Here is a 20,953-nt window from a genome sequence, read left to right as displayed (position 1 = left end):
TCGCGGGGCTTTCGGTTGAGGCACGGATCGCGTGCGGCGGGTTCAGGCCGCCGTGCGGTTGCGCGCCTCGCGCTTGGTGTCGACGCCCGAGGCTTTGATCTCGGACAGCTTCTGAGCGACGTTGCGCGAGAACACGAACTCGGCCGGGCGCTGGTTCTCGAGGCTGACCTCGGGAGCCATCTCACCCTCGGTCTTGATGCCGCGGATGGCGTGGATCAGCGGCTTCCAGGGCTTCTTCACGGAATCGACCACCGAGGATGCCTCGTAGCCCGAATGGACCATGCAGTCGGCGCACTTCTCGTAGTTGCCGGTCCCGTAGGAATCCCAGTCGGTCTCCTCCATCAGTTCCTTGAAGGTCGCCGCGTAGCCCTCGCCGAGCAGGTAGCAGGGCTTCTGCCAGCCGAACACGGTGCGGGTCGGGTTACCCCAGGGGGTGCAATGGTAGGTCTGGTTGCCGGCCAGGAAGTCGAGGAACAGACCCGACTGCTGGAAGGTCCAGTTCTGGCGGCCCTTCTCCTTGCCGTGCCGGAACACGCCGCGGAACAGGTCCTTCGTCGCCTTGCGGTTGAGGAAGTGCTGCTGGTCGGGCGCGCGCTCGTAGGCGTAGCCGGGGGAGACGGTGATGCCGTCGATCCCGAGCTTCGTCACGGTGTCGAAGAAGTCGGCGATCTTGTCCGCCGAGGAATTGTTGAAGAAGGTGCAGTTGATGGTGACGCGGAAGCCCATCTCCTTCGCCTTCGCGATGGCCGAGACCGCCTTGTCGTAGACGCCGCGCTGGCACACCGACTGGTCGTGCATCTCCTTGTCGCCATCGAGATGGATCGACCAGGTGAAGTAGGGGCTGGGCTTGTAGTCCTTGATCTTCTTCTCGAGCAGCAGAGCGTTCGTGCACACGATCGCGAACTTCTTCTGCGCGATGATGCCCTCGACGATCTGCGGCAGATCCTTGTGCAGAAGCGGCTCGCCACCGGCGATCACGACCATGGGTGCGCCGCACTCACGGACGGATTCGAGGGCGTCGGCCACCGGCAGGCGCTTGTTCAGGATCTCGTCCGGATAGTCGATCTTCCCGCAGCCGGCGCAGGCGAGATTGCAGCGGAACAGCGGCTCCATCATCATCACGAGCGGGTAGCGCTTGCGACCGGTGAGGTGCTGCTTGAGAATGTAGCCGCCAATCTTCGCGACGTAACGGAGGGGAATACCCAAGACGCGGCTCCTTGTTTTTGGCCCCGATATGAACCGGTGCATTACCGCGAAAAGCGGCGAAATTCCAGCGTACTAGGCTGGAACAGATCTTGATCCGCTCACGCGGCCAGCGCACGATGCGTGATTGAGCGGTGATGGGGCAATACGGCCACAGGGGAAGCGCATGTGGTCGGGCTTCCGATACTGGCGATATCCTGTCCTTATGTCGAACCGTGGTGCTTTTTCCTATTCGGCCAGCGAATGTCAGAACTGCGCGACCTCAATGCGACGGGTGTCCCGCCCACGGCCTTGGACGACGTTCCGTCGAGGCGGCGGAATGGTGCGGTGCGCGGGCGCACATGGCTTCGACCGCAGGACGAGAGGATGAGGCCGCGTTGCATTTCCGCCTGCCGATGAGTACGGACACCCTCGTTCGAGGCTGGCCGTCGCAGAGGCATGACACGTCTCGATATACCACCGGGACTCGTGGATTGCCTCGACAGGTGGTAACCGACCCTTGGACCAAGACCGGTCCTGTGCCGAGATTCTCGCCTGTCCCTCGCATTCGCGAGACCGGCCGGTTTCGTTCGGGCGGGACACGCGTCGCTAGTCAGGCAGGATACTTGTGATCGAACGTCTCGTTGCGTTTTCCGTCCAACGCCGCTGGTTGGTCATCGGCCTGGTGGCGCTCCTCACCGTCGGAAGCGCGGCGCTTGCCGCCCATCTCTTCCGCATCAACACCGATGTCGAGCGTCTCATCGACACGGATGTGCCCTGGCGCCAGGACGAGATCAACTACGAGAAGGCGTTTCCGCAACGGACGGGAACCCTCGTCGCCGTCATCGACGGCAAGACGCCCGAGGTCGCCGAACAGGCCGCGGCCACATTTGCCAAGGCCCTCCTCGACCACCCGAATCAGATCGAGACGGTCTACCGCCCGGATGGCGGTCCGTTCTACGACAAGAACGGCTTCCTGCTGATGCCGCAGGAAGAGCTGACCAAGACCATGGATCAGCTCGTCCAGCAGCAGGGGCTGCTCGGTCCGCTTGCCGCCGACCCGTCCCTCCGCGGCCTCATGCGGGTGCTCGGCCTCGGTGCACGTGGCATCAAGAGCGGCGACGCCAAGCTCGAGGACCTCGAAGGTCCGATGACCCGGATCGACGAGGTGCTGCGCAAGGTTCTGGCGGGAGAGCCGGCCCGCCTGTCCTGGCAGCTGCTCCTCTCCAACGGCAAGGCCCAGGGTACGGAACTCCGCAAGTTCATCATGATCCAGCCGAAGCTGGATTACGCGGCGCTCCAGCCGGGCGCAGAGGCCTCCGCCCTGGTCCGGCGCATCGCCACCGACCTGAAGATCAACACGCTCGGCGGCCTCGACGGAGCAGACAACCCACGCATGCGCCTGACCGGCCCGGTGGCCGTGGCCGACGACGAGTTCGCCACCCTCGCCGAGGACGCGTTCCTCAACTATAGCGTCACGGCCGGTGCCATCATCCTGTTCGTCTGGCTGGCCCTGCGTTCGGCCTCCCTCGTCGGCGCGGTCCTGATCACCACCTTCGCAGGCCTCATCGTCACCGCGGCCCTCGGCCTCCTGATGGTGGGCGAGTTGAACCCGATCTCTGTCGCCTTCGCCGCCCTCTTCGTAGGGCTCGGGATCGATTTCGGGATTCAGTTCGCAGTGCGCTACCGGGCCGACCGGTTCGAGCAGCCTGACCTGTCGAGCGCCATCCGCGCCGCCGCACGAGGCGTCGGCTGGTCCTTGAGTCTCGCCGCGATCTCCCTGGTGGCGGGGTTCTTCGCCTTCCTGCCCACGGCGTTCCGCGGCGTGTCCGAGCTCGGTCTCATCGCCGGCGTCGGCATGATCGTCGCCTATCTCTTCTCGCTCACCCTGCTTCCCGCCCTCATCGCGGTGTTCAAGCCGAAGGGCGAGGCGCGGGCGGTGGAGACGACATGGCTCGCTGGAGTCGACCATTGGATCATCGAAAACCGTAAGATCGTGCTCATCATCGTCGGCGTGATCACGGTCGCGGGCATCCCGCTGCTGTTCAAGCTGCCCTTCGACTCCAACCCGATGCACCTGCGCAGCACCAAGGTGGAGTCGATCTCCACCTATCTCGACCTGATCAAGGACCCGGAGACGAGCCCCAACCTCATCGACGTGATCGCGCCGAACGTGCAGGCGGTGCCCGAGCTCGCGGCCAAGCTGAGGGCCCTGCCCTCGGTCGCCCGCGTGATCGACATCGACACGTTCGTCCCCCCGGATCAGGATCAGAAGCTCGCGACCATCGCCGAGACGGCCGAACTCCTCGGACCCATCCTCAATCCGGCGAGGAAGCCGCCGCCGCCCACCGATGCCGACACGGTGAAGGCGTTGAAGGAGGCGGCCACCGCGCTCAAGGGTATTGCCACCGGTGAATCCGGCGGAGCCAAGGCCGCCGGCGCGCTCTCGGGCACGCTGGATTCCCTCGCCGCGGCTACGCCGCAGCTGCGTCAGTCCGCCAACGTGGCGGTCACCACCGATCTTACCGCCCTGCTCAGCCGCCTGCGCGGCTTGCTGTCACCCGAGAAGGTCACCCTCGCCAACATCCCGCCGAAGCTGAAGGCCGAATGGATCGCCGCCGACGGCCGCGCCCGGATCGAGGTGCATCCGAGCGGCGACGCCAACGACAACGTCGTGCTGCGCCGCTTCGCCAAGGAGGTGCAGACCGTGGCCCCGCACGCGACCGGCGCGCCGGTGGCGACGACTTCGTCGAGCTACACCATCCTCGGCGCCTTCGTGCAGGCCGCGCTGACGGCACTGGTGGCGATCTTCATCATCCTGTCGGTGGCTTTGCGGAAGCCCTGGGACGTGGCGATGACCCTCGGCCCGCTGGTCCTCGCCACCCTCTGGACGCTGATGGCGCTGCATGTGGTCGGGATGCCGCTGAACTTCGCCAACATCATCGCTCTGCCGCTGATGCTCGCGGTAGGCGTGGCCTTCCACATCTACTACGTCATCGCCTGGCGGGCCGGCGTCACCGACATGCTGGCCTCCAGCCTGACGCGGGCGATCTTCTTCTCCGCCCTGACCACCGGCACGGCCTTCGGCTCCCTGGTCCTGTCGAGCCATCCCGGCACGGCCAGCATGGGCAAGCTCCTCGCCCTGTCGCTGTTTTTCACCCTCATCGCCGCGTTCTTCGTGGTCCCGGCGTTCCTCGGTCCGCCGCCGAAGAGGCCGGACCCGAAGCGTCCCGAGGGCGAGGATGCCGTGTCAGGTCTCAGGGCGGCAAAGCCCGAGCCCGTGGCGGTGAAGTAGGGCCAGGGACCGTTTCCCCAAAAAAAGGCGGCCGTCGCTTCATGCGACGGCCGCCTTTCCTTTGATGGGGATGAGGTTTTGGTCGTAGGCGCCTACGGGAAGTCCGAAAACCCGCCCGTCATGGCCCCCGATTCCACCATGGCCGCGATCGTTTCCGGGGCGATCAGAGCGTCGCGCTCGGCAGCATAGGCATAGCCCGGCGCCTCGCCCGGAAAGCCGCCGCCGGTGGCGGGATGGGTATAGAGCTCGGTCAGGCCATCGGGCAGGTGGCGCAGGAGCCCCGCCATCCGCCGCGGCGTCATCGCGCCGGACCATGCCAGCCCCAACGTGCGATCCGGGATCAGGAGGCCCCCCTGACGGGCACGGACGGCGAGCAGGCCGGCCCAGGGGGCGATGTCGAGGGCGGGCTTCGGATGAGCCCCCGGCTCGGCGGCGCGCAGCACGGCGCGAGGCTCGCGCGGCACCCGGATCGCCCTCATGCCGTAGCCGCGGCCGATCGCCAGGACGCGGCCGGCGATGAGCGGATGCACGTGGAAATGCTTGTGGGCGTTGACGTGGTCGAGGGGGAGGCCCGTCGCCTTGTACGCCTCGAACTGCGCCGTGATCTCCGCCGAGAGCTGACGGCGCGCGGACGGCTTCACGGCGAGGTCGAGGCCGAGGCGGCCCATGTCGCTGCGGATGAGGCCATCCGGTCCGACGAGGTCGGGCAGGTCGGCCGCGGACAGGGTCGGCCACGCCTCCACCATGACGAGGTGAAGGCCGACGCGGAGGGACGGCATGCGTCGGGCACGAGCGACCGCGTCCGCGGTGGCAGGCGCGCCCACCATCAGGCTGGCGGCCGTGAGGATACCCCCGCGATGGGCCTGCTCCACCGCCTCGTTGACCGCCAAACTCAGACCGAAATCGTCGGCGGTGACGATCAGGCGTTTCTTATGGGCCACGCTCAGTCCTCGTCAGGGTAAGCCGTATCGCCACCGGACGTCGATGCGGCAAGGGCTTCGCGGCCGAGCAACCAGGGTCGCTCCGCCCGACGTCAAGCGCGCCTGGAGCAGGCGCTGATTCATGAGTTACAGCTGTACCTTCAGCATTCGGACCAAATTGGCCCAAGAGTGAAGGACGATCTGCAAACGAAAACGGCCGGGCAGCGAGCCCGGCCGTTGTGGTCCATGCAAACGGACGCTCAGGCGGCCTTGGCGGTGCCCTGGCGCTCCTTGAGGAAGCGGTAGAACTCCACGCCCTCGCGCAGACGGCGCTTCATCATGTCGGGCGAGCGGACCATCTCGGAGACGATGGAGGCGATCTTCGGGGCACGGAAATAGAACTTCCGGTAGAACTCCTCCACCGCCGCGAAGATCTCGGAATGCGACAGGTGCGGGTAGTGCAGCGGAGCGATCTGCACGCCGTTCTCGTCGACGAGCTCGGCGTTCGCGATGTCGAGCCAGCCGTTCTCCACGGCCTGCTTGTAGAGGAAGGTGCCCGGATAGGGCGCAGCCAGCGATGCCTGAATCGTATGCGGGTTGATGCGCTTGGCGAAGGCGATCGTCTCCTGGATCGTCTCACGGGTCTCGCCGGGCAGGCCGACGATGAAGGTGCCGTGGATGGCGATGCCGAGGTCGTGGCAATCCTTGGTGAACCGCTCGGCCACCTCGACGCGCATACCCTTCTTGATGTTGTTGAGGATCTGCTGGTTGCCGGATTCGTAGCCGACGAGGAGCAGGCGCAGGCCGTTCTCCTTGAGCACCTTCAGCGTATCACGTGGGACGTTCGCCTTGGCGTTGCACGACCAGGTGACGCCGAGCTTGCCGAGTTCGCGTGCGATCTCCTCGGCACGCGGCAGGTTGTCGGTGAAGGTGTCGTCGTCGAAGAAGAACTCCTTCGTCTGCGGGAACTCCTTCAGGCAGTACTTGATCTCTTCGATCACGTGCGCGACCGAGCGGGTGCGGTAGGTGTGACCGCCGACCGTCTGGGGCCAGAGGCAGAAGGTGCAGCGGCTCTTGCAGCCGCGGCCGGAATAGAACGAAATGTAGGGGTGCTTGAGATACCCGATGAAGTACTTCTCCATCTGGAGATCGCGCTTGTAGACGCTCGTGACGAACGGAAGCTGGTCCATGTCGGTCATGATCTCGCGATCCACGTTGTGGATCACGACACCGTTGGCGTCCCGGTAGGACAGGCCCTTGATCTCGGACATCGGGGTGCCGTCGGCGACTTCCTTGACGGTGAAGTCGAACTCGTTGCGGGCGCAGAAATCGATGCACGGGGCCTGGGCCATGGCGCCGGCCGCGTCGACCGCGACCTTGGCGCCGATGAGCCCGGCGATGAGCTTGGGGTTGGCGGCCTTGAGCGCCTCGACGGTCTTCACGTCGGACTTGAACGAGGGCACCGAGGTGTGGAGCACCACGAGGTCGAAATCATGGGCCTGGGCCACGATCTCGGCGAGCTTGATGTTGTGCGGGGGCGCGTCGATCAGCTTCGAGTTCGGCACCAGGGCCGCCGGCTGGGCGAGCCAGGTCGGGTACCAGAACGACTTGATCTCGCGCTTGGCCTGGTAGCGGGAGCCCGCGCCGCCGTCGAAACCGTCGAAGGTAGGAGCCTGGAGGAAAAGCGTGCGCATGGGGTTCAAGGCCTCAGCGAGAAAGGAAAAAGGGCGGGCAGGACGCTAAAAGCGAAGATCAGAGCGAGGATGCACCAGCATCGTGGCCGAGGCTTCGCTCGGGGATCAGTGTGCCATCTGCAACCACCCGATAATCGTGACCTTTCCATGTCACCGCCCCCGAGACGAAGCTCCAGGAGAAGTTCATGAAGGAGAGGATGTCGCGAATCGGCAACAGCCAGTAGGGGTGCGGAGCGAGGCCGAAGGCGCGCTCCAGGCGGACGCAGAGGATGATGCGGCAGGCGAGCGCCAGGGCTGCCACCACGAGGCCGCTCGTGTCGGCGCCGGGGATCAGGGCGCCGATGAGGGCCAGCGGGAAGGCGTGGGTGACGATGGAGCCGGCATAGCCCGCCGGATCGACGTTGCGGATGGTCCGGTTCCAGCGCAGCTCGTGCTTCCACAGGCCGGCGAGATCGGTGTCGACGCAGGTATGCCCGATGGTGAAGGTCGGGATCGCCACGAGGCCGCCCTTCGCGCGGAGGGCCTCGCCCACGGCGTAGTCGTCTGCGAGATCGTCGCGGAAGGCCTCGAAGCCGCCCATTTCGGCCAAGGCCGTGGTGGTGAACGCGATGGTCGAGCCGAAGCAGGGCTTGGCGAGGCCGAGCGAGGTGCCCATCACCACGTTCGGCAGGAACTGCACATCAATGGCCAGCGCCGAGAGATGGGCCCAGACTCCGCGATGGGCCGGCACGCCGTGATAGAGGCAGGTGACGCCGTTCACGCCCGGCTGCCCGAGTTCGGCGACGATCCGTTCGAGGTAATCGGGCCTCGCCACCATGTCGCTGTCAGCCAGCACGATCACGTCGTGGGCGATCTGGGCCGACATGTTGATGAGGTTGGAGACCTTGCGGTTCGAACCGTGCTGGCGCGCGTCGATGACGAGATCGAGCCTGAGGGCCGGATAGGCCTCGGTCAGGCGGCGCACCACGGCGATTGCCGGATCCGTGGCGTTCTGGACGCCGAACACCACCTGAACCGGTCCGGCGTAATCCTGACGGCAGAAGGTCTCGAGGTTCTCGTAGAGATTGGGCTCCATGCCGCAGAGCGGCTTCAGGATGGTGACCGAGGGACGCGCGGCGTTCGCCGGCAAGACCGGAACGGCGCGGCGCGCGTAGCGGCCCGCCAGGAAGGCGGCCGTCAACCCGTAGACGCAGCCGGCCAGGGCCATGAGCTGGAACACGAGTGAGAGCCAGCTCAGGCTCGCCGAAGGCAGATCCGTCAAGGTGAGGTCCATGATGGGTGAGGCTCGGTCACGGTTTGGATGAGGGTGCCGCAGGGTCGGGAAAACGGCACGGGTGGGGTCGTTGGGCCAGGCCCGGCGACGGGCATCTGGCCTGCGTCTAAGGCTTTGGTTTGGCGGCGAGCATCGCTGCCGTCCGATCGCGAAGGAATTTCAGCAGGCTCTCCGCGCCGCCGCCCTTCAGCGGATCGGCGAAGCTGCCGCGCATGGCGGCGATCTCGCTGACGTTGCCGTTGAGATAGACGTCCTGGATGCGGTTGCCCGAGCCGACGAGGTAATCGATCTGTGAAGCGTCGCCCTCCGCGTTGGCGACCTCGGTCTGGACCACGCGGTTCTGCCCGCGCGCCTCGCTCTCGGGCTTGATGTCGAACTTGCCGCCGGCGGCCTGGGAAAGGCGGGTGGCATAGGTCGCGGTGAAGTATTGTTTGAAGGCTTCCGTCAGGGCGCCCTGCTGCTCGGGCGTGAAGCCCTTCCATTTCGCGCCCACGGCGACCCGCGCCATGGCGGCGAAGTCCATGCTCTGGTCGAGGACCGGTCCGATGACGAGCGCCCGGCTCTTCACGTCGGCCTCTGGCGCCTTGAGCGCGCCCTCGAAGCTGGCATAGAGCCCGCGCACGGTCTGCACCGCGGAATCCTCGGCGGCGCGTACGGCCGTTCCCGACAGGAGGGTGACGGTAAGGAGGGTCGAGGCGGCGAGCCCCGATGCGAAGCCGCTCACGCGCATTTCCGCAGCGTCCCCATATCGCTCTCCATCGACCGCAGCACGGTGTGGTTTCCCACGAGGTTGGCGGGCACCCGCGACACCGGCATGGCCTCCAGGCTCACCGCCCGGGCGATGTCGCCCCCGGCTCTCGCCGTCCCCTGCTGCACGGACACCTGGTCCGGAGACGTCCGGTCCTCCGTGTCCGCCGCGTCCTTCTTGCCCTCCATGAAGTGCCAGGCCACCAGACCGGGCACGCCGACCATGAGATCGGCCAGACGCTTCACCAGGGAAAGCGCCAGGGCAGCCTCGGCTGGGATGTCGAAGATCGCGCAGAGGGCGATGAGGCCGCCTTCCTGGGCGCCGAGCGCCCCCGGCACCGCGAAGGCCGCGCCGCGGACCGCCTGGGCCAGACTCTCGATGACGATGGCCTCGGCGATGCTGACTGGATAGCCCATGAAATGCAGAGCCACGTAGACCTCGGCCGCTCCGACGATCCAACCGATCATGTGCACGCCCATGGCGCCGATGACCCGCTTGGGCGAGGAATAAAGTCTGCGCAGGCCGTCGTAGAGCACGTCGACCGCGCCGAGAGCGCGCCATTCGCGGGCGGCGGCGAAGCGGTTCAGCATGGCCTGGATAACCCGGTGACCGCTGCGGCGCTGGATCAGGAAGAAAGCGCCGAGGGCCGGCGCCGCGATGGCGAGACCGCCCGCGACGGTGCGCACGACCGGACCATCGCCATGCAGCCAGGCGAGGATGGCTACACCGCCGACCGTGAACAGGAACTGGGTGACGGCCTGCGTCATCAGGTCGACGAACATGCTGGCGCCGGCAAGGCCGCCCGAGACGCCACGCTGTGCCAGGAGCCGTGCGCCGACGAAGTCGCCGCCGACCTGGGCCACGGGAAGGAGCGTGTTGATGCCCTCGCGGACGAAACGCAGGGAGACGCAGTTCCAGAGGCTCGGGCGTTCGGCCCGCGGGAACACGGCGAACCAGCCGAGGCCGGCCCAGCCCACGGCCACGGCGCGTGCCGCCACGACGATGGCGGCGCCCCAGCCGGCGCTCACCACCGCGGCGGCGACATCATCCAGTCCCGATGACAAGAACAGGCCTGCAACCGTGCAGAGGCCGACGATGAGGGCCAATGTCGTCAGACGCTTCATGATCCCCCTTCGACCGTCGGCGCGGACGATTTTTTAGAGAAATTCACCGACCCCCCGGACGAAAAACCTTCCGGAAAACGTTGGCATCATCGGAAGTTGCAGCTTTGGATTTCGTTGTCTATCACCCGATAGACACAGTGCGGGCCAAAGCGGCGATGAGGCCTGAGCCTCGAAGAAACAGCCGCAACAAAGGCGCCACCAAGGGACGAATGATGGACCGCGAAGCTTTCACCACGGCCCGGGATGCCGTGCTCGCCGACGCGCAGATCGATGCTTACGACACCGCCCCGGCCGATTATCGCGGCACCCCCGTGCCGAAATCGCCGGTCATGGCATGGAACGAGTGGGACCCTCTGGAAGAGGTGATCGTCGGCAGCCTCGACGGCGCGACCATCCCCTCCCACCACCTCACGGTGATCTTCAACCTGCCGCGTGCCGCCCAGCCGTTCTATCGGTTCGCCGCGGGTTTCCGCTATCCGAAGTTCATGAAGAAGCTGGCCCAGGCCGAGCTCGACAACTTCATCTCGATCCTCGCCGGCGAGGGCGTGAAGGTGCGCCGTCCCGATACGGTGGACTTTTCGCGCAAGTACAACGCACCGCGCTGGTCATCCCGCGGCTTCTGCGTCGCCTGCCCGCGCGACCCATACCTCGTCATCGGCGACGAGATCATCGAGAGCCCGATGTGCTGGCGTTCGCGCTACTTCGAGGGGGATGCCTACCGCTCGCTATTCAAGGAATATTTTCGTAACGGCGCGCGTTGGACCTCGGCGCCGCGGCCGCAATTGACGGACGAACTCTACAATTACGACTACCGCGTGCCGAACCTGAAGGCCGGCGAGCCGATGCAGTTCACGGTCAACGAGTTCGAGCCGGTCTTCGACGCGGCCGATTTCGTCCGTTGTGGCCGTGACCTTTTCGTCACCCGCTCCAACGTGACGAACCTCATGGGCATCGAGTGGCTGCGCCGCCATCTCGGTTCCGGCTTTCGCGTCCACGAGATCGAGAGCCGTTGCCCGCAGCCGATGCATATCGACTCGTCCTTCATGCCGCTGGCGCCGGGCAAGGTGCTGGTCAACCCGGATTACATCGACGTCGAGAAGCTCCCCGCCGTGCTGAAGAAGTGGGACGTGCTGATCGCGCCCCGTCCCGATCCGGTGGAAGGCTTCATGAGCAAGATCTCGATGTGCTCGCCTTGGACCTCGATCAACGTGCTCGCCATCGACGAGAAGAAGATCGTCGTCGATGCGAGCCAACCGACCTTGATCAAGGCCCTCAAGGATTGGGGCTTCGATCCGATCCCGGCGCCGTTCCTGTCCTACGGGCCGTTCGGCGGCTCGTTCCACTGCGCCACGCTCGATGTGCGCCGGCGCGGTGCATTGAAGTCTTACTTCTAGTCTGGGAAGCGCTTCGGCGCGCCCTGCGCGTCGAGGCGTTTTTCTGTCGGTGCCAACATAGGTCTACCGCCACGATGGGTTTGTCGTGATGCGTTAGGGATTTGTGTCTATGACATGGTTCATGGACACGATGTTTCTCAACTCATCCTCGCGCCCTGCTTTAAGGACGAGGCTTGCCGCCATGGCGACCCTGGCCCTTGCGGGCTCGATCATGGCGGCGGGGAGCGCCGGAGCCGCCGACCTCATGGAGATCCAGCGGCCACCGACGTTTCTCGCCCTGGATGAGAACCTCTGGGTGGTGACGGTGACGGCCACCGTTCAGGCGACGCCGAGCTTTCCGGGGTCGAGCGAGTATACCGCGATCGGCTACCCGACGATCAGCATCGCCAAGGCCGGTACGCCGCGCCGGTTCTCGTCGCCCGATGACGGGATCAGCTTCACGCTCTACGATTCGCCGCTCTTCAATGCCGGTCTGACGGCGGAATACGTCCCCGGCCGCTATTACGGCGACAACCGGCGTGACCTGTTCGGTTTGCGCGATGCCCAATTCGCCATCGAGCCGGGTGTCTTCGTCGAGTATTACCCAACGCAATGGCTGCGGGGCCGGGCCGAGTTGCGCCATGGAATCTTCGGGCATCACGGCTTCGTCGGCTCGCTCGGCGCGGACGTGATCCAGCCCTTCGACCGCTGGCAGGTCTCCGTCGGGCCGCGCTTCAACTTCGGCGATGCCAGCTTCGCCCGGCGCTATTTCGGTGTTCAGCCGTTCGAGGCGGCACTGAACGGGACGCTGACCCCGTTCCGGCCCGACAGCTACGTCACGGTCGGCGCATTGGGCGCTGCGACCTACACGTTCGACGAGCGGTGGGCCGCGACAGGGTACATCGGCTACAACCGCATCGTCGGTTCATCCGCCGACAGCCCGTTGGTACGCCGCCAGTTCGGATCGCAGAACCAATACACGTTCGGCGTGAAGGTGAATTACAGCTTTGTCACGCAACCTTGGTTCTAGGGATCAACGCCCGAAACGGGCTGTCCGGGCCGCTGTTTCACCCGGCGATACGGGTTCGGACTCTTCCGTCCGGGACCCGCGGCGTAGAGAGTGCCCGTCGCCATGTGAATCCGGCGAGCACGAGGGCGAGCCCGTATTGCAGAAGCCCGTTCTCGGCGAGGTCCGTCGGCGCGATCTGTGCCTGAAGCGCCCAACGCGTCAGGACATTGAGTAGCATGAGTCCGGCGCAGAAGGCGGCGGCGGTGATCAGGGCGGCGACGAAATCGGGCATGGCACGACCTCCGGAGAACCGGATTTCGAACTAGCAAGGCGCGCGCCAGCTTTCCTCGACGAACGATCCCCGGTTCAGGCCGCCGGCGGCTTCGTCGCCTCCATGGCGGGGTGCGCGGCAAAGCTCATGAACCAGGCCACCAGATCCGGATGCTCCTGCGTCCAGCCGAGCTCGGCGAAGCGCAGATCGAGATATCCGAGGGCGCAGGCGACACTGATCGTCCCGATATCGACCCGGTCCGCGAAGCTTTCCGCCTGTTCGTCGAGGGTCGCCAGCGCGGTTCGTATCTTGGCCTCCTGGCCGTCCATCCAGGCGACGGAGCGTTCGGAGGCGTCGCGGGCCGTGAGTTCGTAGCGGATCAGCAGGGCCGCATCGAGGATGCCGTCGGCGATGGATTGCTCATTGAGCGATGCCCAACGGGCGGGGCCGGCCGGGGGGAACAGCCCTCCCCCGGCGCGGGCATCGAGATATTCGCAGATCACCCGGCTGTCGGCCAGGGCATGACCCTCGTCATCGAGGAGGGTCGGCACCTGCGCCAGGGGGTGATGGGCGAGGATGGTGCCGTCGCGATTCACCGGATGCGCGGCGCTCGGCAGCAACTCGATACGGTCGACGATGCCCAGGACATGAGCGCAGGCCATGACCTTCCGCGCGAAGGGCGAGACGTGCGAATGGAACAGCTTCATCGGGACCTTCCGGGCTCGGATCATAGGCGTGAGGGGGAGCCGGCCCGCTTTCGGCAAAAGCCGCCGCGAAGGCAAGCCCCGGCGAACGCCCGATCGTCCAAGAAGGAACGGAGATCAGGGGCGGCGCGCGGGCTTCGGCTTGGGCTGTGCGCCGGAAGCAGGCACAGGGGCGGCCGGCGCGGCCACTCGCGCGGCGCGGGGCGTTTCCACGGCGAGACGTTTCACCGGCCAGCCGTCGCTCCAGCGCTCCATGTCGCTAAGACGCGGATTGGCCTTGAGGCTGGTCGGATCCCCGCCGAACGCTGCGGCCGCTGCCAGATCGAACGTCTTCCAGTAGGCGAGATAGTCGAGGCTGTCCGCACGGGAATTGTTGAGCTGAGCCAGCAGCGTCGTCTGTTCGCCGGTCAACGACATGTCGGCCGACCATTTGAATGGGGCCGGCGGCTGCTTGGGGTCCTTCGGGGGCTCCGGTGGCAGCTTGATGGCACCCCCGTCATAGGCGGTGTCTACGGCACCCGGCGAGGTCAATGTCGCCGTAAGCGAAGGGAAGCCGTGATCGTCGGAGAGCGCGCGGATGAAAAGCTTGCGCTCGGGCGCCACGGCACTCGCTTCGCGCAGGAGGCGTCTGGCAGCAAGGTCGGCGGCGCGGGCATCCCGGTCGCCGATGACGGTGACGACCAGGGTTTCGGGATCGATCTTCGACAGGTCGCGCAAAACGACGCCCCTGGATTTGGCATCGCTCGCGATCCCGCCCGGCATGATGGCGAAGACGAGGCGAGGCACCGGCAGGCCTGCATCCCCGGCATCGGCGGCGAGGTTGGCCGCGATCGGTGCGCCCGCGAGGTGGCCGATCAAGGCGACGCGCTTCACGTCGGGCTTGGCATCGGGGTCGGTCCCGAGATCCGCGAGGGCGGCCTTCACCAGCTTCTCGGCATTGCCGGTGGCATCCGCCGGCCTCGTCCGGTTGATCTCCTGGAAGCGGGGAAACACGACGAGATACCCGGCTCTGGCGAGGTGATCGATCCATGCCCCATAAGGCTGCGGGTTGGGCGAACCCCAGGCGTGGAGGAAAACGACGACGGGTCGCCCTTCCGCTGGCGCCGCGCCGGCCGCGTGAAATACGAAGGTTGCCGCACTGGGTCGCCCGAGCGCCCGCTTCACGATGGAAACGGAGCGGTCTCCGACCCCGCCCGGGCCTTCGGCGGGCTGATTGGGCGGTGTCGCGCCGAGGACCGGTTCGCACAACGACGCGACGACAAGCGACGCGCCGAGAACGAGGCAGGCTTTCAAACGCATGACGGGCTCGTCAGATCGATCCGGAGGGGCGCGTCCGGAATATCAGGTTTTGGGCGATGAAGGCGAGGCGATCCCGGTCTCCCACCAAGTCCTGACGGATTGCGTCATTCAGGCCGCACCAATGGTACGATCCGGATCACAACGAGAGAAGCTTCGCCCTATCGCGTCGCGGCCCCGGCATTGCGCCTGTCATCGATGACGGCTGCCAGACGAAGCAGTTCCTCGGGCATGGAATTGTCGATGATCTCACTGTACAGCGTGCGCAGATTGTCGCCGACATTCTGCATCATCCTCGACTCTGAGTAGACTGTATACGATTGGCCGGATCGACTAATATTGGCCATGGTCATAGTAGCGGCGGTGCTCATTTGAAGCTCGTGCAGTCAGGTTCCATCAATCATGGACCGATGGACCAACGGCTGGAGCCGAAGAAGTTTCCTTTTAAAATATGATAATTTTGGTCACCGACCGAACACCCATCAGGGGGTGTTGCCGCCGATCCTGTCGATGCCTGGACCTTGCTCGGGCGTGCGGCCTGAAGCCTCCTCGACCCAGGCCAGAATGTCCGATGCCCGCCACGGCTTCGGGATGAAGGTCGCGGAAACCCGCAGGTCGCTCGGCTGATCGCCGGCATCGCCGGAGGTCAGCAGAACCCGCACGCGGGGCCAGGTGACGCCGATGATCCGGGCGAGCTCGAAACCGCCGATGGGACCGGGGGTGCGCACATCGGAAAAGACCACGCTCACCGCGCCGTCCTTCTCGTTCAAGATCGCCAAGGCTCGCTCGGCGGTTTCCGCCTCGATGACGCTGAAGCCGGTCTCTTCCAGTAACGCGGCCGCGAGGAACCGCTCGTCGGGCTCGTCCTCGACGACGAGGATCACTGGTTTCGCGCCGGATGGATTCACAGCACTCATGGGTCCGGAACGCTCTTCAGGGCTGGCGGCCGCATCGGCCGCCACCTCAGCAACGCTATGTTGTCATGCCCGTCAATGTGTCGATCCAGCGCTCGGATCATGAATTTCGACGGGTTTGCGCCGCGGAATTATGATCAATGTACGGGTTTCTCAATTCTAGCAGAGGGAACGCATTCATGGGAGATGCCGGATAGCCCTGTCGAGCCGTTCTTCGCGCCGGCACACCGCGGTACGATTTACTCGACCCCGTGGCTTTTGAGGAACGCCAGCGCGCGGTTCCAACCCTGCTCGGCGCTGTCCTTGCGATAGCTCGGCCGGTAATCGGCGTGAAACCCGTGCGGTGCTTCCGGGAAGATGACGAGTTCGACGCTGCGCCCTGCGGCGTTCGCCCGGTCACGGGCTTCCTCGACACTGGCCACGGGGATGCCCGTATCGGCGCCGCCGTAGATGGCAAGGAGCGGTGCATGGAGATCGGTGGCCACGTCCCCCGCCGTTTTGGGCTGAAGGTCCGTGCGGTCGCCGCCAAGGGGGCCGTACCACGCCACCGCTGCCTTCAGGTCGCGTCTGTGCGCCGCGTAGAGCCACGCCCCGCGTCCTCCGCGGCACCACCCCATCGTACCGATCCGCCCCGCGTCGGCCTTCGAATCGGCAACGGCCCAGGAAGCTGCGGCGTCGAGATCCGCAATCCACTGTGCATCCGGCGTCTTCAGGATGACGTCGCGGACGATCGCCTTCACGTCCGTCATCGCCGAGAGATCGTCCTGCCGCGCGTAGAGTTCGGGCGCGACCGCACAATAGCCGGCCTTGGCCAGACGGCGGCAGACGTCCTTGATGTATTCGTGAACCCCGAAGATCTCTTCGATAACGAGGATCAGGGGAAACGGACCCGCTCCCTCGGGCATCGCCCGGTAACCCGGCATCGGCCCGTCGGCGGCCGGGATCTTCACCTCGCCGGCTACGAGACCTGCCGCATCCGTCGTGACCACCTGCGCCTGCGCATTCGCCTCGGCCAGGGTGAACCCGGCGATGAGGCTCGTCATGACGAAGCCCCGCCGCGAGAAGGGCGGGACCACGAGCCCATCGAGGCCGCCCAAGCCCCTGTTCCGCTGGTCCTTGTCCGTCTCGTGATCGCCCATGGGATGCTCTCCTGCCCGGCGCCGTACGAAGCGCCTTCAGGGAACTAGGGCGTCACAGGGAGAGGTCACGTCAGGACAGGGCCGCGCGCACCATCTCGGCCTCGTCCTTCCGTCCGGCGCCCTTGCGATGCGGGGACGGACGGTTATCCGTCGGGGCATGCCGCCGCCGGGCGATGGATTTCGGACGCACCAGTTCCGCCAGCTTGGTGAAGCTCTCGCCGCCGGGCTGACCGCCCTGCCCCATCCGGAGACCGAAGCCGGTGACGAAGGATTGTACCAGCGCCTCGTCGCGCGCCACGTCGAACAGATCGGCGGCTGCCAGGAACGCCTCACGGAACGGGCGCAGGGAGCACCAGCTCTTCTCCGCGAGATGGAGCGGCCATTCCCACAGGCCGGTCTCGGAGCTCCGACCCAGACCGTCGCGCGCGATGAAATATCCGGTCTCGCGATGCTCCAGACCATCCGCGATCACGCGCCAGTCGGCGTTCTCGAACAGGACCACATCGTCGCCTGACGCATTGAGGTCAATCATCCGGTTCCCCTGCCATCGTGGAGGAGCGCGCCGATTCAGGCTCGCTCGCGTCTGGAACAATGAGGGAACATAGGTAGGAAACGGAACTGACGTCAAGCCACTTGTTCACGCTGTGTTCGCGTCAGGCCAGCGGTTAAGGAGGGCCGATTCGCTAGGTTCAGCGCGATCCGAACATCCTATGCTCGACCCGGTCCCCTGCTTTGATGCCAAGCTTCGCCGTCGTGCCGGCATTGAGTTCCAGCACCGCCAGCACAGGTTCGCCCGAAGTGATGACCTTGGTCGACAAGGGTTCGGTATTCGTAGCAACCCGGGCGATGCTTCCGTCGGGCCGGATGAAGAGCATGTCGAGGGGCAGGTAGGTGTTCTTCATCCACATGGCGACACGTTCGACTTTCTGGAAGTCAAACAGCATGCCGTGTTCGGGCGGCATCGAGCGACGGAACATCAGGCCGCGCGAGCGCGATTCGTCGTCGCGCATCACCTCGACGGAGAAACTGTGCCGTGCGCCCCTGCCGGTGATCTCCAGTGGCTCCGTCACAAGAAGCTCCTGGGCCGTGGCGGCACCGAGGCCGGCCAAGATCGTCACCAGGATCAGGAGCGCGCGCAGAGGCGCCAACGAGCGAGCGTCGTGGAACGGTGTCACGTGGTCATTCCGTCAGTGGGAGGCAGGCGGCGCGCCGTCCAGAAGCCGAACCTCGGCCGCCATCTTGCCCTTCGAACCGTCGCCGTACCGAACGAGAACGGTCTCGCCGGGCTTCAGTTCGGCGATTCCATAGCGACGCAACGTCTCCATATGGACGAAGATGTCGGGAGAGCCGTCGCCACGGCTGAGGAAGCCGAACCCGCGCAGGCGGTTGAACCACTTCACCACGGCCGTCTCGAGCCCGCTCGTCGCCGTGACGCTCACATGGGTGCGGGGCATCGGGAGTTCGGACGGATGCGTCGCCGTCGACTGGTCGAGGGAGATCACCCGGAAAGCCTGCCAGCCCCGCGGCCGCTCGGTGGCTTCCACCACGATCCGTGCGCCCTCGCTCGCTGCCTGATATCCATCGCGACGAAGGCAGGTGATGTGAACCAGCACGTCGGCGGAGCCATCGTCCGGCAGGATGAAGCCGAACCCTTTCGAGACGTCGAACCACTTGATGCGTCCCGAAACCTCCACGAGGTCGAGGGGGCGCAGCACCTCTCCGTCGGCGAGATCGGTGCTTCGGCCGTTGACCGATTCTCCCGAGGCGTGAAGCCCATGCGGGCCTGATCCGACATCGTCCGACATGTAAGCAACCCACACCGAATCACGCCTCGCGATCCGCACCACAGATTAACAAAGTCACAACCCGGCGGAAGCCCGTTTGACCGACATCGACTGCGGCGATTGATACATTCTTCAGCATATCGGCTTGGGCGCAACAAACCGTCCTGGAGGTGGCGCCGGGGCTGAATCCTCTCTGGGCCAAGGGCCGGATCGTGTTCCGGCCGATCACGATCGGTCGTCATCACCTTCGGGAAAAGCCCTGCATGTGTTCACCGCGCCGAAGCGAACGGATGATGCCGCGATTGGCAGTGCCCTTGCGTCGGGCTCGTGACCGGCGATAGCCAACGCGGATGATCCAGACAGTCCTTTCCGGGGTCGGGCCTTCGCTCCGCCCGCGCTCCTCGCACCGGTTCAAACGGCCCCCCCATCCGAGGCCGGGCGCATGAGCGCTTCGACGGCGAGCCCCGTCGCCGGTTCCGAAGCGCCACAATCCGCCGCCCGATTCCGCGAGACACGGCGGTTCGACCTCATCGATGTGGCGCGCGGCGTCGCCCTCGTGGCGATGGCCGCCTACCACACCACCTGGGATCTCGGATATCTGGCGCTCACGCCAGAGAACTACGCCCTGGCGCCGCTGGGCAAGGTCGCGGCCCATCTCATCGCCGGCTCGTTCCTCGTGCTCGTCGGCATCGGCCTCGTCCTGATGAATCGGGATGGCCTCCGGCCCCGCGCGTTCCTCCTGCGGCTCGCGCGGATCGGCATCGCCGCCCTCCTCATCACGGCGGCGACGCTCTATGCCTTTCCGGACAGCTATATCTTCTTCGGCATCCTGCACTGCATCGCCGTATCGAGCGTGCTCGCCGTGCCGTTCCTGCGGGTCTCGCCGGTGGCGGCTCTGGTGGTCGGCATCGTCGTCCTGGCCACGCCGGCCGTGATGGCGAACCCGGATTATCACCTCGCCGTCTTCGACGACCCAATCCTGAGTTTCCTCGGCCTCGGCACGCTGCCGCCCCGCACCAACGATTACGTGCCGCTGTTTCCCTGGTTCGGGCTGGTTCTCTTGGGGCTCGCATCAGCGCGGCTCGGGCTGCCGGCCTTCCTGCGCAGTGGTCTGTCGCAGTGGCGGCCGGGATCGCTCGCCTCGCGGGGGCTGGCCCTGGCCGGGCGCCACAGCCTCGCGGTGTATCTCGTGCACCAGCCGCTTCTGCTCGCTCTGCTGACGGGCGTCGTGACCGTGACCGGTCCGCATCCGAAGGCCGGTCTCGTCGCCTTCCGTCAGGATTACCGCACGCAGTGCGAGGCGACCGGGGGCAATGCGCAGACATGTCGGGTGGCCGCCCGCTGCGTCGCCGATGCCCTCCAACGCGAAAATCTGTGGGCGATCAAGGGGCGGGGCTTTACCGTGGAGGAGCGGGCGAAGGCCCAGGCTCTGTCCCAATCTTGTTACGACACGGCCGACGGTCCAGCTGTATCACCGTGAGGTCGTCTTGAACGAAAGGCACCCGCCTCACCAGGGAAGCGGGTGCCCAAGCTTTCGATCCATGAGCCTCGATCAACTAACAAGCTCAATGATCCCCGAATCTCAATCCTTGGCGCGTTCCACGTAGGAACCGTCTTCCGTCAGGATGACCACGCGGGTGCCCACCGCCACATGCGGCGGCACGGCGGTGCGCACGCCGTTGGACAGGATCGCCGGCTTGTAGGAGGAGGAGGCCGTCTGGCCCTTCATCGCCGGCTCGGTCTCGGTGATCTCGAGGGTGACGCGCTGGGGCAGTTCGATCGTGAGCGGCACGTCGTTATGCGAGGCCAGCATCACCTTCATGCCCTCCTGCAGGTAGGGCGCGGCGCTGCCGACGACGTCCTTGGGCACCGCGACCTGATCGTAGTTCTCGGGGTTCATGAAGTGGTAGCCCTCACCATCCTCGTACAGGAAGGTGTGCTCACGGTCCTCCACGAAGGCGCGTTCCACCGATTCGGTGGTGCGGTAGCGCTCGGACACCTTCACTCCGTCGGTGATGCGGCGCATGTCGAGCTGCGTTACGGGAGTGCCCTTGCCGGGGTGGATGTTCTCCACCGTCAGGATGACGTAGAGCTTGCCGTCCTTGTCGACGACGTTGCCCTTGCGGAGCGTAGAGGCGATCACCTTCACGGGGTCAGATCCTGTTCGAGACAATACATGCGATGCTCCGGCGCGGATTCGGCCCACGGGAGCGACATTTGTGTCCCG

The 20,953-nt window shown here is 65.7% G+C and carries 20 protein-coding genes; 4 read left to right on the top strand and 16 right to left on the bottom strand.

The features are described 5' to 3' along the window. Positions 1-42: 42 nt before the first annotated feature. Entirely contained in the window at positions 43-1,206 is a 1,164-nt protein-coding gene (gene hpnH, locus K368_RS0113620; RefSeq protein WP_018044393.1) for an adenosyl-hopene transferase HpnH, read from the bottom strand. 604 nt (positions 1,207-1,810) lie between these two features. Here hpnH and K368_RS0113615 point away from each other — a divergent pair. Then, positions 1,811-4,477 (top strand): MMPL family transporter, encoded by a 2,667-nt coding sequence (locus tag K368_RS0113615; RefSeq protein ID WP_027172893.1) that lies wholly within the window; start codon positions 1,811-1,813, stop codon positions 4,475-4,477. Positions 4,478-4,569: 92 nt separating this feature from the next. On the opposite strand, the gene hpnK is transcribed toward K368_RS0113615, so the two are convergent. From hpnK to K368_RS24650, 5 genes are all read right to left on the bottom strand, one after another. Beyond that, positions 4,570-5,418, bottom strand: coding sequence for a hopanoid biosynthesis-associated protein HpnK (gene hpnK / locus K368_RS0113610; RefSeq protein ID WP_027172892.1), 849 nt, complete (start codon positions 5,416-5,418; stop codon positions 4,570-4,572). A gap of 239 nt (positions 5,419-5,657) precedes the next feature. Beyond that, entirely contained in the window at positions 5,658-7,091 is a 1,434-nt protein-coding gene (hpnJ, locus tag K368_RS0113605; protein ID WP_027172891.1) for a hopanoid biosynthesis associated radical SAM protein HpnJ, read from the bottom strand. Positions 7,092-7,149: 58 nt separating this feature from the next. Continuing rightward, positions 7,150-8,364: a bacteriohopanetetrol glucosamine biosynthesis glycosyltransferase HpnI gene (gene hpnI / locus K368_RS0113600; protein ID WP_036266305.1), complete on the bottom strand. Its 1,215-nt coding sequence runs from the start codon at positions 8,362-8,364 to the stop codon at positions 7,150-7,152. 106 nt (positions 8,365-8,470) lie between these two features. Beyond that, positions 8,471-9,094 carry an ABC transporter substrate-binding protein gene (locus K368_RS0113595; protein WP_027172889.1) on the bottom strand — a complete coding sequence of 208 codons (624 nt, stop codon included), beginning with the start codon at positions 9,092-9,094 and terminating at the stop codon, positions 8,471-8,473. Next, positions 9,085-10,236: a lysylphosphatidylglycerol synthase domain-containing protein gene (locus K368_RS24650; RefSeq protein ID WP_036266301.1), complete on the bottom strand. Its 1,152-nt coding sequence runs from the start codon at positions 10,234-10,236 to the stop codon at positions 9,085-9,087. Before K368_RS24650 ends, K368_RS0113595 begins: the two co-directional genes overlap by 10 nt. Before the next feature lie 212 nt (positions 10,237-10,448). Between K368_RS24650 and K368_RS0113585 the strand changes: the two genes are divergently transcribed. Both K368_RS0113585 and K368_RS0113580 read left to right on the top strand, forming a co-directional pair. After that, positions 10,449-11,630: an amidinotransferase gene (locus K368_RS0113585; protein ID WP_027172888.1), complete on the top strand. Its 1,182-nt coding sequence runs from the start codon at positions 10,449-10,451 to the stop codon at positions 11,628-11,630. Positions 11,631-11,811: 181 nt separating this feature from the next. Beyond that, on the top strand, positions 11,812-12,639 hold the full coding sequence (locus K368_RS0113580) for a MipA/OmpV family protein (RefSeq protein WP_027172887.1): 828 nt from the start codon (positions 11,812-11,814) through the stop codon (positions 12,637-12,639). A 37-nt stretch (positions 12,640-12,676) separates the two neighbouring features. Here the strand turns inward: K368_RS0113580 and K368_RS0113575 are convergent, their stop codons facing one another. The 9 genes from K368_RS0113575 to K368_RS0113535 form a co-directional block, all read right to left on the bottom strand. Beyond that, on the bottom strand, positions 12,677-12,910 hold the full coding sequence (locus tag K368_RS0113575; protein ID WP_027172886.1) for a hypothetical protein: 234 nt from the start codon (positions 12,908-12,910) through the stop codon (positions 12,677-12,679). Between the two features lie 74 nt (positions 12,911-12,984). After that, positions 12,985-13,596 carry a glutathione S-transferase family protein gene (locus K368_RS0113570; RefSeq protein WP_027172885.1) on the bottom strand — a complete coding sequence of 204 codons (612 nt, stop codon included), beginning with the start codon at positions 13,594-13,596 and terminating at the stop codon, positions 12,985-12,987. A 114-nt stretch (positions 13,597-13,710) separates the two neighbouring features. Further along, complete coding sequence (locus K368_RS0113565; protein WP_027172884.1) at positions 13,711-14,892, bottom strand: alpha/beta hydrolase; 1,182 nt, start codon at positions 14,890-14,892, stop codon at positions 13,711-13,713. Between the two features lie 158 nt (positions 14,893-15,050). Continuing rightward, positions 15,051-15,182: a hypothetical protein gene (locus K368_RS27580; RefSeq protein WP_280940235.1), complete on the bottom strand. Its 132-nt coding sequence runs from the start codon at positions 15,180-15,182 to the stop codon at positions 15,051-15,053. A gap of 189 nt (positions 15,183-15,371) precedes the next feature. Beyond that, complete coding sequence (locus tag K368_RS0113555) at positions 15,372-15,806, bottom strand: response regulator (protein ID WP_026176030.1); 435 nt, start codon at positions 15,804-15,806, stop codon at positions 15,372-15,374. Positions 15,807-16,042: 236 nt separating this feature from the next. After that, the gene (locus K368_RS0113550; protein ID WP_027172882.1) at positions 16,043-16,942 is read right to left on the bottom strand and encodes a dienelactone hydrolase family protein; all 900 of its coding nucleotides are present in this window, start codon (positions 16,940-16,942) and stop codon (positions 16,043-16,045) included. A gap of 70 nt (positions 16,943-17,012) precedes the next feature. Next, a complete protein-coding gene (locus K368_RS0113545; RefSeq protein WP_027172881.1) occupies positions 17,013-17,474 on the bottom strand; it encodes a hypothetical protein in 462 nt (153 codons plus the stop codon). Between the two features lie 157 nt (positions 17,475-17,631). Beyond that, positions 17,632-18,060, bottom strand: a complete 429-nt coding sequence (locus K368_RS0113540; protein ID WP_245259686.1) for a DUF192 domain-containing protein — start codon at positions 18,058-18,060, stop codon at positions 17,632-17,634. A 69-nt stretch (positions 18,061-18,129) separates the two neighbouring features. Next, entirely contained in the window at positions 18,130-18,747 is a 618-nt protein-coding gene (locus tag K368_RS0113535; RefSeq protein WP_027172879.1) for a cold-shock protein, read from the bottom strand. A gap of 421 nt (positions 18,748-19,168) precedes the next feature. Between K368_RS0113535 and K368_RS0113530 the strand changes: the two genes are divergently transcribed. Continuing rightward, a complete protein-coding gene (locus K368_RS0113530; protein WP_027172878.1) occupies positions 19,169-20,206 on the top strand; it encodes a heparan-alpha-glucosaminide N-acetyltransferase in 1,038 nt (345 codons plus the stop codon). Positions 20,207-20,308: 102 nt separating this feature from the next. Here K368_RS0113530 and efp read toward each other — a convergent pair whose 3' ends face one another. Then, positions 20,309-20,875, bottom strand: coding sequence for an elongation factor P (gene efp, locus K368_RS0113525; RefSeq protein WP_027172877.1), 567 nt, complete (start codon positions 20,873-20,875; stop codon positions 20,309-20,311). Positions 20,876-20,953 lie beyond the last annotated feature (78 nt).

This window comes from Methylobacterium sp. 10 (genome assembly GCF_000519085.1).
GTDB lineage: Bacteria > Pseudomonadota > Alphaproteobacteria > Rhizobiales > Beijerinckiaceae > Methylobacterium.
This window is presented reverse-complemented; position numbering and strand designations above follow the sequence as displayed.